This window comes from Corynebacterium sp. HMSC08C04, assembly GCF_001807495.1.
In the GTDB taxonomy this organism is placed as follows: Bacteria; Actinomycetota; Actinomycetes; order Mycobacteriales; family Mycobacteriaceae; genus Corynebacterium; species Corynebacterium simulans.
The window spans coordinates 247,316-258,769 of record NZ_KV789226.1 but is presented as its reverse complement, the minus strand read 5'-3'; the positions used below and the strand labels follow the sequence as shown (position 1 = coordinate 258,769).

Annotated in this window: 12 protein-coding genes and 1 tRNA gene; 10 read left to right on the top strand and 3 right to left on the bottom strand. The window is 55.8% G+C overall.

The window, feature by feature from the left end:
* Positions 1 to 102: 102 nt before the first annotated feature.
* Entirely contained in the window at positions 103 to 1,602 is a 1,500-nt protein-coding gene (locus tag HMPREF3169_RS09605) for an amino acid permease (RefSeq protein ID WP_061921540.1), read from the bottom strand.
* 82 nt (positions 1,603 to 1,684) lie between these two features.
* Here HMPREF3169_RS09605 and HMPREF3169_RS09600 point away from each other — a divergent pair, with 82 nt between their 5' ends.
* The gene (locus HMPREF3169_RS09600; RefSeq protein ID WP_070456271.1) at positions 1,685 to 2,311 is read left to right on the top strand and encodes a MazG nucleotide pyrophosphohydrolase domain-containing protein; all 627 of its coding nucleotides are present in this window, start codon (positions 1,685 to 1,687) and stop codon (positions 2,309 to 2,311) included.
* A 22-nt stretch (positions 2,312 to 2,333) separates the two neighbouring features.
* Here the strand turns inward: HMPREF3169_RS09600 and HMPREF3169_RS09595 are convergent, their stop codons facing one another.
* Positions 2,334 to 2,777 carry a hypothetical protein gene (locus tag HMPREF3169_RS09595; RefSeq protein ID WP_070456269.1) on the bottom strand — a complete coding sequence of 148 codons (444 nt, stop codon included), beginning with the start codon at positions 2,775 to 2,777 and terminating at the stop codon, positions 2,334 to 2,336.
* Between the two features lie 203 nt (positions 2,778 to 2,980).
* Between HMPREF3169_RS09595 and HMPREF3169_RS09590 the strand changes: the two genes are divergently transcribed.
* From HMPREF3169_RS09590 to HMPREF3169_RS09565, 6 genes are all read left to right on the top strand, one after another.
* Positions 2,981 to 3,772: a lysozyme family protein gene (locus HMPREF3169_RS09590; protein ID WP_061921548.1), complete on the top strand. Its 792-nt coding sequence runs from the start codon at positions 2,981 to 2,983 to the stop codon at positions 3,770 to 3,772.
* A 142-nt stretch (positions 3,773 to 3,914) separates the two neighbouring features.
* A complete protein-coding gene (eno, locus tag HMPREF3169_RS09585; protein ID WP_061921551.1) occupies positions 3,915 to 5,192 on the top strand; it encodes a phosphopyruvate hydratase in 1,278 nt (425 codons plus the stop codon).
* Positions 5,193 to 5,368: 176 nt separating this feature from the next.
* Complete coding sequence (locus HMPREF3169_RS09580; RefSeq protein ID WP_070432742.1) at positions 5,369 to 5,962, top strand: septum formation initiator family protein; 594 nt, start codon at positions 5,369 to 5,371, stop codon at positions 5,960 to 5,962.
* Positions 5,963 to 6,055: 93 nt separating this feature from the next.
* Positions 6,056 to 6,604, top strand: coding sequence for a DUF501 domain-containing protein (locus HMPREF3169_RS09575; RefSeq protein ID WP_061921554.1), 549 nt, complete (start codon positions 6,056 to 6,058; stop codon positions 6,602 to 6,604).
* A gap of 40 nt (positions 6,605 to 6,644) precedes the next feature.
* Positions 6,645 to 7,601: a Ppx/GppA phosphatase family protein gene (locus HMPREF3169_RS09570; protein ID WP_061921557.1), complete on the top strand. Its 957-nt coding sequence runs from the start codon at positions 6,645 to 6,647 to the stop codon at positions 7,599 to 7,601.
* 69 nt (positions 7,602 to 7,670) lie between these two features.
* Positions 7,671 to 7,744: transfer RNA gene (locus HMPREF3169_RS09565), tRNA-Leu, on the top strand.
* A 297-nt stretch (positions 7,745 to 8,041) separates the two neighbouring features.
* Here the strand turns inward: HMPREF3169_RS09565 and HMPREF3169_RS09560 are convergent.
* Complete coding sequence (locus HMPREF3169_RS09560; RefSeq protein WP_061921560.1) at positions 8,042 to 8,323, bottom strand: hypothetical protein; 282 nt, start codon at positions 8,321 to 8,323, stop codon at positions 8,042 to 8,044.
* Between the two features lie 571 nt (positions 8,324 to 8,894).
* On the opposite strand from HMPREF3169_RS09560, the gene HMPREF3169_RS09555 reads away from it, so the two are divergent.
* The 3 genes from HMPREF3169_RS09555 to HMPREF3169_RS09545 all read left to right on the top strand — a co-directional run bounded on the left by HMPREF3169_RS09555 (position 8,895) and on the right by HMPREF3169_RS09545 (position 11,445).
* On the top strand, positions 8,895 to 9,269 hold the full coding sequence (locus HMPREF3169_RS09555; RefSeq protein WP_061921563.1) for a PH domain-containing protein: 375 nt from the start codon (positions 8,895 to 8,897) through the stop codon (positions 9,267 to 9,269).
* A gap of 226 nt (positions 9,270 to 9,495) precedes the next feature.
* Positions 9,496 to 10,323, top strand: a complete 828-nt coding sequence (locus HMPREF3169_RS09550) for a Bax inhibitor-1/YccA family protein (RefSeq protein WP_061921565.1) — start codon at positions 9,496 to 9,498, stop codon at positions 10,321 to 10,323.
* Between the two features lie 399 nt (positions 10,324 to 10,722).
* Entirely contained in the window at positions 10,723 to 11,445 is a 723-nt protein-coding gene (locus HMPREF3169_RS09545; protein WP_070456267.1) for a DUF3558 domain-containing protein, read from the top strand.
* Positions 11,446 to 11,454: the final 9 nt, after the last annotated feature.

The window sequence follows — 11,454 nt, the reverse complement described above, 5'->3', positions numbered from 1 at the left end:
GACCCTATTTCACCTGCAGAGCACTGTCCTAGCAGAAAAGTACTCCCTACGGGCCCAGCGTGAAGCCGAGCCGGTAGGGAGTCTTTATCTATGCAGTTATCCTTAAAGAGAGAGCTTGCCGCTTGCTAGTCCCCACAGAGCGGCGATTGCGCCGATGAAGACGATGGCCACGACACACCACTCGAAGGAGTTGAAGACTCGCTCCTTCTTGTACAGGCGCGTTCCCACGTAAGGGATAAGACCTGGAATAACAGCGAGCGCACCGAGCAAGACATAAACCAGGTCGGCGGCGTAGATAAGCCACAGCGAGTAAACGAATGCGATGGCGCCAATGACGATGTGACGGCGGTTTTCCCGCTTCGAGATTTCCGGGCCCGAAAGATCGAACTTCACACCTGCGTGCGGGTGCGAAAGGCCCGTGCCGCGGATACCCAGTAAAAGTAGGTAGAGCGAGGTGAAGATATAAGGCAGCAGGTACATGATGGTGGCCAGCTGCACCATGGCGTTATATGAAGTCTCATTGAAGAAGAAGACGATGATGAAGACCTGGATAACAGAGGTGGAGATAAGCTGCGCTACCCATGGGGCGCCGGCCACGTTGATGGTGCCGATCTTGCGAGGCAGCAGGCCGTCGGTAGCCATCATTACGATGGGCTCAGCACACAGCATCTGCCAAGACACGTAAGCGCCCAGCACCGAAAGGCAGAGGCCGATGGAGATAAAAGCCGCGCCCCATGGGCCGACGACAGCTTCTAATACGGAAGCCATGGAGTTATCCGGCAATACTGCCAGTTCAGCTTGGGAGAGCACGCCGAATGACAAGGTGGAGACCGAAACCAAAAGCGCCAGCACGGAGAAGAAACCGATGACGGTGGCACGGCCGACGTCCTTGCGGGAGCGGGCCTGCTTGGAGTAGACGGAGGCGCCCTCCACACCGATGAATACCCACACGGTGTAGAGCATGATGCCCTGAATCTGCTCAGAGACGGTTGAGCCGGAGTCCTTGCCCCAGAAATCAAAGGTGAACTTGTCCCAGCTAAAGCCGAGGAACACGATGAAGACTACGAAAGCCAAGATAGGGACGATCTTGGCAATCGAGGTCACCATGTTCATCACAGCGGCCTGCTTAATGCCGCGCGCCAAAACTGCAAAAATGGCCCATGACATTACCGACACTGCGATGGCGGAGGCCCAGCGATGATCGGCGTCGAAAAGCGGCACATAGTGGCCCACGGTGTTAAAGAAGAGCGTGGCATACCCCACCTGCGCGATTACGGAGCCAATCCAGTAACCCCATCCTGCGGTAAAGCCGATGAAATCACCCAGGCCCGCGCGGGCGTAGGAGTACACGCCGGAGTCGAGGTGCGGCTTGCGGTGCGCCAAGTACTGGAACACGAACGCGACAGAGAGCATGCCCACGCCGGCGATGAGCCAACCGATAAGCATTGCGCCGGGACCTGCAACCGAGGCGATGTTTTGAGGGAGCGAGAATATTCCACTGCCCACGGTGGAGCCGATAATCAAGGCGACGAGAGTCCACAGAGTCACCTTGTGAGTACTCGATGACTCGGCGTTCGCCGGGGAGGAAGTAGTGGAAGTCATGCGACTAAAATACCCCGCAAAAGCCACGGAGCGAAGTCAGCATTTAAAACCTGATTACTAAACTGCCCTATACTTTGTGGCCATGACTGTTCTGTTGCTCGATGAACGCTGGCCCACGCTGATTCCGATGGAGGCACATGGGGCGCTTTTGGGCCCTGTTAGCTTCACCGGTGAGGTTCCAGTGCGCGTGCGATGGAACTTTAGCGATCTCCTAAAAGGAGAGGACCCATTGGGCGTTGGCCTGCTGGTTTCCACTGATGCGCACGAGCCGGAAGTCGTTGCAAGGCTGGAAGCTGGCGAGCGTCTCATCGAAGCAGAGTCGCGCAAAGATCCGATGTTTCAGGCGCGTACTGCAATGACCCAAGCGGTGCGGATTGGCGAGTGGGAACGTGCCCAAACTCACGAAAGTCTGTTGCCTTATCTCGCCGAAGAATCCGCCGAATTTGCCGAATCGGTGCGCTCCCAGGCCGGCGATGAGCATATGCGCGGCGAGCTTGGCGACGTCCTGCTACAAGTTCTCTTCCACGCCGAGCTAGCCTCGCGGCGCGGAGCATTCACGCTTGACGACGTCGCGGATTCCTTCGTGGCGAAGCTGCGCTCCCGCGCGCCCTATCTCTTTGATGGAACGAATGAGCTTGTTGCGATTGAGCGGCAGGAGCAGCTGTGGGCAGAAGGAAAGGCCCGCGAAGAGTCGCAGGCCTTGGACTAGCCGGAAATTCTTCTGAAGTTCCTTAGAGCTTCGGTAGGTTCAGCATGGAAGAGAGCATCGGAGCGTAGTCCGAGATCTTGGAGGACAAGCCAGTACCGCCAGTGAGGATGTTGTCCTGCTTGACGATGCCGCAGGCTAGGGCGCGGTCTGCGGTTAGCCCGGAGTACTTCACGGCAGCGATGGTCAGCGGGGAGACCTGTGCGTTCGCGTTGCCGCCAAGGTTCTGCAGGTTGTGAGCGAGCTGGTTGCGGGTGGTGTTCTCGTTAAAGAGCACGCCCTCGGTGTTTTGATCGATGACGGTCAGCGTGGTGCGAACGGTGCCGCAGTCGGCGCCGCTAATGAGCTGCGTGGCGACATTGTTAAGGTCGCCCAAGAAGCTGAGGTCTTGAGCCTGTGCGGCAGCTGGGGCGGCGAGGGAAAGGCTAAGCGCTGCGACGGCGGTAGCGGCGTAATGGCGAAGGGACATAGAAAGGCTCCTTTTTAAGGTGTGCGGTGCAGGGACAGGCGTGAAACCTGACCTCGTTACTGTAGCGCAAAATGTTAAATATGGTGCAGTAGTGAAAGATCTGACATAGCTTCTTGTTGCTTACTGTTAAATCTCTGAAAGGGAAGTGGGGGCCGCAGTGTCAGTTCGGGAAGTGGCAAGGGGAGTCATTATGATTGGCATTCATGACTAAGCGGCTGCGGAAACTCGGGGGCTGCGGCCTGGCCGCAGTCCTCGCTGTCGTCGTTGTGGTTTCCCTTGTGGGCTGGGTGCTTTCTGCTCTAGGCAAGCCTGCAACCTTGAAGCCGCTGCAGCCGGTTCCGCAGGCGATGCCGCCGATTGCTGGCATGGAAGTTCCTAATATTGACGTTCATTCGGAAGGGCGCACCGCGGACAAGCTGACCTACTGGTCCTCGCAGCTGGAATCGCAGACAGGAATCTCCGGCCAAGCATTACGTGCCTACGGAAACGCCGAGCTCATCGCCCGCGATGCGTGGCCCGAATGCAACCTGCGATGGAATACTCTGGCCGGTCTGGGTTGGGTAGAAACCCGCCATGGCACCTACAACGGCAATTGGCTGCGCCCCTCCAAGCTGGATGAAAATGGGTACCCAGATCCGCCGATTACCGGCATTGCTCTCGACGGCTCGAATGGTACCGCACATACCCCTGACACGGATGGCGGCCAAATCGATGGCGACGCTGAGTTTGATCGCGCCGTCGGGCCGTTGCAGTTCATTCCTTCCTCGTGGTCCCACGTGGGCCGCGATGCCAACGGTGATGGAGTGGCAGATCCCAATCAGATCGATGATGCCGCCCTCGGCGCAGCGGCCTTGCTTTGCTTCGGCGGGCGCAACATGGACAAGTCTGAAGACTGGGAGGCTGGCATCCTTAATTACAACCAGTCCAGGGACTATCTGGAACGCGTTGCCGCTGCTGCCAACTCATATTCGATTCCGCAGCCTGCTTCTTCTTAGAAAAGCCAACTTTTTAGGCAAGTATGTGACATAGTGCCCGACGCAGCCCGAAGTTTTCTGGAACAATTGTCTTCAGGTGATTTGGGGCAAGGAACCCGAATCTCATATCAAATCAATTTGGCTCAATAGGAGTGAAAGCAGCATGGCTGACATCATCCACGTATTTGCTCGAGAGATTCTTGATTCTCGCGGTAACCCGACCGTCGAGGCCGAGGTTTTCCTTGATGACGGAGCACGCGGCGTAGCCGGCGTTCCTTCCGGTGCTTCTACCGGTGTGCACGAGGCTCATGAGCTTCGTGATGGTGGTGACCGCTACCTGGGCAAGGGCGTTCTCAAGGCTGTTGAAAACATCAACGAGGAAATCGTCGATGAGATCGCCGGCTTCGAGGCAGACGATCAGCGCCTGCTCGACCAGGCGCTTATCGCGCTCGATGGAACCGAAAACAAGTCCCGCCTTGGTGCAAACGCAATCCTCGGTGTTTCCATCGCTACCGCGAAGGCAGCTGCAGAGTCCGCCGGCCTGCCGCTCTACCGCTACATCGGCGGCCCGAACGCACACGTCCTGCCGGTTCCGATGATGAACATCGTCAACGGCGGCGCACACGCTGACTCCGGTGTTGACGTACAGGAGTTCATGATTGCACCTATCGGCGCCGAGTCCTTCGCTGAGGCACTGCGCATGGGTGCTGAGGTTTACCACTCCCTGAAGTCCGTTATTAAGTCCAAGGGCCTATCCACCGGCCTGGGCGACGAGGGCGGCTTCGCTCCGGAGGCTGAGTCCACCAAGGCTGCACTCGATCTCATTGTCGAGGCAATCAAGAAGGCTGGCTTCGAGCCAGGCAAGGATATCGCCCTGGCTCTTGACGTTGCTTCCTCTGAGTTCTTCAAGGATGGCAAGTACCACTTCGAAGGCGGCGAGCACACCGCCGAGGAGATGGCCAAGGTCTACGAGGAGCTCATCTCCGAGTACCCAATCGTCTCCATCGAGGATCCGCTGCAGGAAGATGACTGGGAGGGCTACACCAAGCTCACCGAGACCATCGGTGACAAGGTCCAGATTGTTGGCGACGACTTCTTCGTCACCAACCCGGCACGCCTGGCTGAGGGCATCGAGAAGAAGGCTGCTAACGCACTGCTCGTTAAGGTCAACCAGATTGGTACTCTGACCGAGACCTTCGACGCAGTCGAGCTCGCGCACCGCAACGGCTACCGCACCATGATGTCCCACCGCTCCGGCGAGACCGAGGACACCACGATTGCTGACCTCGCAGTTGCTCTGAACTGTGGCCAGATCAAGACCGGTGCTCCGGCTCGTTCCGAGCGCGTTGCTAAGTACAACCAGCTGCTGCGCATCGAGCAGGAGCTGGGCTCCGGCGCGGTCTACGCAGGCCGCTCCGCGTTCCCGCGTTTCCAGGGCTAAACCCCCGCGCTGGTTTTAGTTAGGTCGCCTCTTCAAGGCCCCTCGCTACCTACCCTTGGTTTTCAAAGGAAGGCAGCAGGGCTTTGGGAAGGCGGCCTTTTAATTTGTGAGAATTTACTTCATTCACACGCGCGTCACCCGTTTCAATAAGCTCGCGCCGCTAGGATAGAAACCCTATGGCACGCGAGAACCACCCTTCAAAGAAATCCCGGACCACCGTCCCCGTGGTCTCGCGTGCTGCTACCCAGCGAGAGGCTGCAGCCAAAGCCAAGAAAACGCAGAAGGCACGCGGCGAACGCATGGGCCGCATGGACATTGTTGGTCTCAGCGTCATCCTCGTGGTGGTCCTCATCGTGTTGCTGACCATCGCGGTGCCGCTGCGCAATTACTACCACGTGCGCTCTGAAACTGCGCGCCTGCAACAATCCATCGCTGCTAAGCAGGCCCAAAAAGAAGAGCTTCTCAACGAGATTGATAAATACAAGTCGGAGGATTACCTCGAGCAGGAAGCGCGCCGCCGTTTCGGCGTCATCGCGGAGGGCGAGACCGCTTATCGCATCATGGATCGCCGAATGAATCCGGACAGCACGGTCACCACGAACAAGCTTGACGACGTCGATGAGCGTCCGTGGTACGAAATCCTGTGGGGCTCCATCGCAGAAGATGAAGACGTCAGCGCCACGGGCTCGACCAACTCAGACCCGGGCAGCCTGCCGGTAACCCCGGCGTCGCCAAGCGCGGGCCCTGAAAACCCGCCAGCTGCCCAGTAACGCGTACCGTAATTAGCCCGGCTAATAGCCTTGATGAAGGCGCGGTGAATCCTATGCACCGCAAATGCGCTGCGGCATGAGACAATAGCTGCCATGACCGTCAATGATGCAGACCTAGAAATCGTTAAAGAGCAACTCGGCCGCGCGCCCCGCGGCGTGCTCGACATCGCTTACCGCACTCCAGATGGCCAGCCGGCTGTGGTGAAGACGGCGCCGAAGCTACCGGATGGAACTCCATTTCCTACGTTGTACTACCTGACCGACCCACGCCTAACCGCTGAGGCCTCCCGGCTTGAGGTCGCGCACGTGATGAAGTGGATGGAAGCCCGCCTAGCTGAAGATAAGGAGCTGGCAGAAGATTACAAGCGTGCCCATGAGTACTTCTTGGAAAAGCGCAACGCTATTGAAGACCTAGGCACCACTTTCTCAGGTGGTGGTATGCCAGATCGCGTGAAGTGCCTGCACGTGCTGATTGCTTATGCGCTGGCTGAAGGGCCACAGCATTTCCGTCTAGGCACCGAAGCGGTGGCGATGGCTGCGGACCATGGCCGCTTGCGCGGCACCGCAATTCCGGAGGATTGGCCGAGCGTCAACGACCTGGGCATTGATCTGAGCCAATTCGATTTCTCTAACGCTGAATAGTTTTTCCAGGTAAGGCTGAGACCAAGAAGGCAGGTATTACATGACTCGCGTCGCTGCGGTGGATTGCGGCACCAACTCGATTCGTTTGCTCATTAGTGAAGTACAAGCTGACGGCAAGATTCGCGATATCGTCCGCACCATGGAAATCGTGCGTCTGGGGCAGGGCGTAGATGCCACGGGCGAGTTTGCACCAGAGGCCCTTGTGCGCACCCGCGTGGCGCTGGAGGGCTACGTAAAGCAGATGAAGTTTGAGAAGGTTCAGCACGTGCGCATGGTGGCAACGTCTGCTACCCGCGATGCGAAGAACCAAGACGAGTTCTTCGAAATGACGGCGCAGTTGCTGAGCCAGATCGAATCCGGTGCCAAGGCTGAGGTCATCACTGGTGAAGAAGAAGCTCTGCTGTCCTTCAAGGGGGCAGTGGCGGACCTGCGTTCTGAGCGTGGGCCATACTGCGTTATCGACTTGGGCGGCGGCTCGACGGAATTCGTCGTCGGAACTATCGACGGTGACATTCTCGGCGCGCATTCCGCACAGATGGGCTGCGTGCGCCTGACAGAGCGCATCATGCGCACAGATCCTCCAACGGATTCTGAGATCGAAATCGCGGAAGATTACGTGGAAGAGCGCATGCAGGAAGTTGAAAAGATTGTGCCGATTTCCTCGGCCAAGACTTTCGTTGGCTGCGCAGGTACCTTCACCACGCTGTCTGCTTTGGCACAAGGCTTGGAAAGCTATGACCCCGATGCAATCCATGGCTCGGAGCTGCGTTTTGATGCGCTGCGAGTGCTCACGCGCCAGCTGATGGGGAAGCCTTCGTCTACCCGTGCGCTCAATCCAGTCATCCACCCGGGCCGCGCTGACGTTATCGGCGGTGGCTCGGTGGCTGTCGAGGGCATCATCAAGATGATTGAGCGCAACAGCGACGCCTCTTCATTCTTTATCAGCGAGAAAGATATCCTCGACGGAATCGTCGCAGGCATCGCCGCTGACCTCTAGCGATTCGCATTGAAGCCACCCCATTGCGCAGCAGTGCTGACGGGGTGGCTTAAAATAGAACCGCACCAAGCCCCCATAGCCCAATCGGCAGAGGCAGTTGACTTAAAATCAATTCAGTCTGGGTTCGAGTCCCAGTGGGGGCACCGTGTGAAGTCTCGAGGCAGCATTCCTTTTGGATGGTGTTTTGAGGCTTTTATTTATGCCTTGGTCGTGGGCTTGCGGCAGCTGCAGACACACGCTCAAGGGCCGCTGACGGCACATACCCAGACGGTAAAACTAGATGGCAAACTCCATTCCTCAGCTGGCAGCGACGTTTACAGCTGTCACAGTTCATAACAAGCGGATTTGCCATCTGGAATCCCAGAAAGAACGCGAAAGGCCCAGCCTTGAAAGGCCGAGCCTAAAGCTAGGGTTCACTCAAACCCGTGACGGTATGGACACTACTGCAGTGCGATGAATTCCTTGCCTGCGAGCATGTCCGGGCGAACTGCGAGAACGCCCTGGTCTGCCGTGTCAGCCGGAACAGCGAATGCAAGATCGCCGGTAGCGGTGCCACCTTGGTACAGGGGGCTGGTGTTGTCGAAGCGGTTTTCCAAAACAGCCATGGTGTCGAATGTGTTGACGGTGCGGTCATCTGCGGACTCGCCATCCGCATTGTTGGAGACAGTGGTGTCGCCGCCGGTTGCCTCATTGATGCTGGAGCCAATCGCTGCGATGAACATGATTACCGCGATGATGCCGAGTGTTGCGGCCTTTGGGAGCCTCGGCAGGCGTCGCCGCGCTTTGCGCTGGGTACGCCATCTGAGGGCTGTTCTGGGATCCAGTGTTTTCTGGACCAGTGGCGGGAGTAGTCATTGCAAGACTCCTTTGGAGAGAAGGGTGAGAAAGAAAACCAAGGTCTCAAGTCCTTGAGTGAACCCGAATGAGACCGCGAGAAACGGTCGCGATTAGTTGCCAAGAACAATTGAAAACGTTGGCGTCACGAAAGAGGAGTAGTGGCCAAAAATATATGGCGCATCATCTACTTTTGAGAAGATTTCGCGTATCGCCTGGTTCGAAATTTCGATGGTCAGCCGCGGCATTGCTGGACTCGTTTATAGGCTTTTTGCTGTCTGACTGTCACCACCGGGACAAGTGTGCCGCTATGGAAACGAAATTGCGGTGGGTGAACTAGTTTTCTCGGAAAATGTCATGTAACCGCTATTAGAGTTAGACGAGGCGGTTACGTGACCTTTTATGGGGATAGCTCCGCCGATTCACAAATTATTGGTCCTTTCAAAAGCAAGGAAGAAAATGGAGACCGCTCCTATTACTGAGTGGACTTTCTTTGAAGAAGTCCCAATTCCAAACGATGTTACGGAATTGCTGATTGCGGGTGAACAGCCGCATGCTGCGTATAAGACTTTCCGCGACTCTGCGATTTTTACCTCAAAGCGCCTTATTATCCGCGATGCGCAGGGGTTGACCGGCAAGAAGGTAGAAATCTACTCAATTCCTTACTCCGCTATCAACATGTGGTCCACTGAAAATGCGGGAAGAATTGATTTCAATGCGGAAGTCGAGCTGTGGACGCGAGCGGGGCATCTCAAGATTAAGTTGGGCAAGAAGATTGATGTCCGACGTATCGATAATCTAATTGCGCATTGCGTTCTAAATAGCTCGCATTAAGCGGAGGAGCTCAAATTCCACCGCATCTGGAGAGATACCGCTGGGTACCGACAGCTGATTTTTGAATAGTTCAGCGAAAGGCTTTGCTTCGGGAACTTAATTCGAATCAAAAGCGTTGAACTTAGTGAAATCTTCAAATAATTCTCCAGCCCATCAGTTAGTTGATGCTGTTAGGCTGGGCCCGTTGCCCCCAGCGACTAATCCAGTGAAAGGAATCGGGAACTTAATGCGTTCTAGCAATCCGGTAATGAACACCTTGACTAAGAGTCAGGGTTCGACCTCGCAGTACGGCGGAAACAATCCGTATGCTGCCGACCAAAACGTAAACCCGTTTGATCAGCAGGGCCGTGGCCAGTCTGCCGAGCGTCCGATGACTGTTGACGACGTCGTTACGAAGACGGGCATCACGCTTGCTGTGCTGATCGTCATGGCCGTCGTCAACTTCTTCATCGGTGTTCAGGTGAGCTACGGTCTTTCGCTGATTCTGACCATCGTGGGCGGCATCGGCAGCTTCGTCGTAACCCTAATCGCAGCTTTCAGTAAGAAGTTTGGCTCTGCACCTCTGACCATCTCCTACGCGGTTCTCGACGGACTGTTCGTCGGCGGTTTCTCGCTGCTTTTCGCTGGTGTCAATGTTGCTGGCTCCGATGGCATGGCTCTGATCGGTCAGGCAATCATGGGTACCGTTGGCGTCTTTATCGGCATGCTCGTTGTTTATAAGACCGGCGCGGTTAAGGTCACTCCGAAGTTCAACAAGATTATGTTTGGTCTGATTGCAGGTGTGGCTGTTCTGGCACTGGGCAACTTCCTGACCGCAATCTTCTTCGACTTCAACCCGCTGCGCGATGGTGGCGTTATCTCCATTATCTTCTCCCTGGTCTGCATTGTCTTGGCTGCAATGTCCTTCTTGACGGACTTTGACCATGCAGATCGTCTGATCCGCATGGGTGCACCGAGCAAGACCGCTTGGGGTGTAGCCCTTGGCCTGACCGTGACCTTGGTCTGGCTCTACACCGAGATTCTGCGCCTGCTGTCCTACATCCAGAACCGCTAACGACGTTCTGGATTAAACAGCTTTACTTAGCCCCCAGCCTCCAAGGTGAGTCCTTGACGGCTGGGGGTTCTTTTATGCGCAACTGGAGGCTTAAGTTTGATAACTCACACTTTTGTAATTCGGGTGTAGAAATGGGGGAATCAATAAATGGTTGAGAGTTTATGGTTCTTCCAACTCTTTTACAGCCTTTTCATATGATTTGAGCAGGAAATATTTTCCCATTGTGAGGTTTAGGCAAGGCATCTTTATGCCGTAGAAGACGCCCCGAAGTTGACCCAATTCACATCTTGGCGCGACAGGTCGCGCAGATTCGTGCATCCTATTTGCGGGAGGCAGCCAGCGGCTAGCAGCCATAACAGCGGCCTCCGGCTCGTCATTGAAGTCTGATGAAGGGTAGTCATGAAGCAGCAGGGGATTGTTGTAGCGCTGATTGTCAGCATGGGGGTGCTGACGGCCTGCGCTATTGACCTTGCTCCATGGAGCGCGAAGGAAAACCAGCCAGATTCCGTTCAGGAGGCTGGGGATACCGTCGGCACAAGTATGGAAAAGGCGGCAGAAGACGCCGACAATCCGGGGGATGCTGTGGAGGCTACCGGGGATGGGGGCTTCAAGGATTCCAATGACACGAGCGACAGCGGTGATGCTGGTGCGGATTCCAGCATCACCGCAGAGTGGGAGGGGAACGGCGTTCTGCCACTATTCGGCAATTTCGATCGCACCGACCCAGATTTCGATCTATTTGATCCTTGCACAGAAATTCCAGAGGAGAAGTTAAAGGAGGCTGGTCTTGGTGAACGTCTGGAAGGCGACTTTAGCTTTCCCGACTCCAAACATTGTTCCTTTTTGTTCAACGGAGGCGACGAACCCGCGGTTGTGTCTTTAGCCTCGAGCGAACTTTCTTTCAAAGAAGTAGAAGCGTCGGAAGGTAGAAAAGAAATCTATCGTGGCGCCAAACTACCTGTAGTTGGTTTTGAAAATGAGTTTGGTACCGAGCTCTATTGCGCAATCCACGTTGAAACAGTGCGTGGTGATTTGAGCGTTAGCTTTGGGGATCAAGCCTTAAAAGCTCCGATGCCTGAAAAGTGCAGTTCAGCAGAATCGATATTAATTAGTCTGTCTTAGATTGAAATT

Bases quoted from the DNA above. Each gene is read 5' to 3' on its own strand.
- HMPREF3169_RS09605 (WP_061921540.1), bottom strand. From the start codon at position 1,602: ATGACTTCCACTACTTCCTCCCCGGCGAACGCCGAGTCATCGAGTACT.
- HMPREF3169_RS09600 (WP_070456271.1), top strand. From the start codon at position 1,685: ATGACTGTTCTGTTGCTCGATGAACGCTGGCCCACGCTGATTCCGATG.
- HMPREF3169_RS09595 (WP_070456269.1), bottom strand. From the start codon at position 2,777: ATGTCCCTTCGCCATTACGCCGCTACCGCCGTCGCAGCGCTTAGCCTT.
- HMPREF3169_RS09590 (WP_061921548.1), top strand. From the start codon at position 2,981: ATGACTAAGCGGCTGCGGAAACTCGGGGGCTGCGGCCTGGCCGCAGTC.
- eno (WP_061921551.1), top strand. From the start codon at position 3,915: ATGGCTGACATCATCCACGTATTTGCTCGAGAGATTCTTGATTCTCGC.
- HMPREF3169_RS09580 (WP_070432742.1), top strand. From the start codon at position 5,369: ATGGCACGCGAGAACCACCCTTCAAAGAAATCCCGGACCACCGTCCCC.
- HMPREF3169_RS09575 (WP_061921554.1), top strand. From the start codon at position 6,056: ATGACCGTCAATGATGCAGACCTAGAAATCGTTAAAGAGCAACTCGGC.
- HMPREF3169_RS09570 (WP_061921557.1), top strand. From the start codon at position 6,645: ATGACTCGCGTCGCTGCGGTGGATTGCGGCACCAACTCGATTCGTTTG.
- HMPREF3169_RS09560 (WP_061921560.1), bottom strand. From the start codon at position 8,323: ATGTTCATCGCAGCGATTGGCTCCAGCATCAATGAGGCAACCGGCGGC.
- HMPREF3169_RS09555 (WP_061921563.1), top strand. From the start codon at position 8,895: ATGGAGACCGCTCCTATTACTGAGTGGACTTTCTTTGAAGAAGTCCCA.
- HMPREF3169_RS09550 (WP_061921565.1), top strand. From the start codon at position 9,496: ATGCGTTCTAGCAATCCGGTAATGAACACCTTGACTAAGAGTCAGGGT.
- HMPREF3169_RS09545 (WP_070456267.1), top strand. From the start codon at position 10,723: ATGAAGCAGCAGGGGATTGTTGTAGCGCTGATTGTCAGCATGGGGGTG.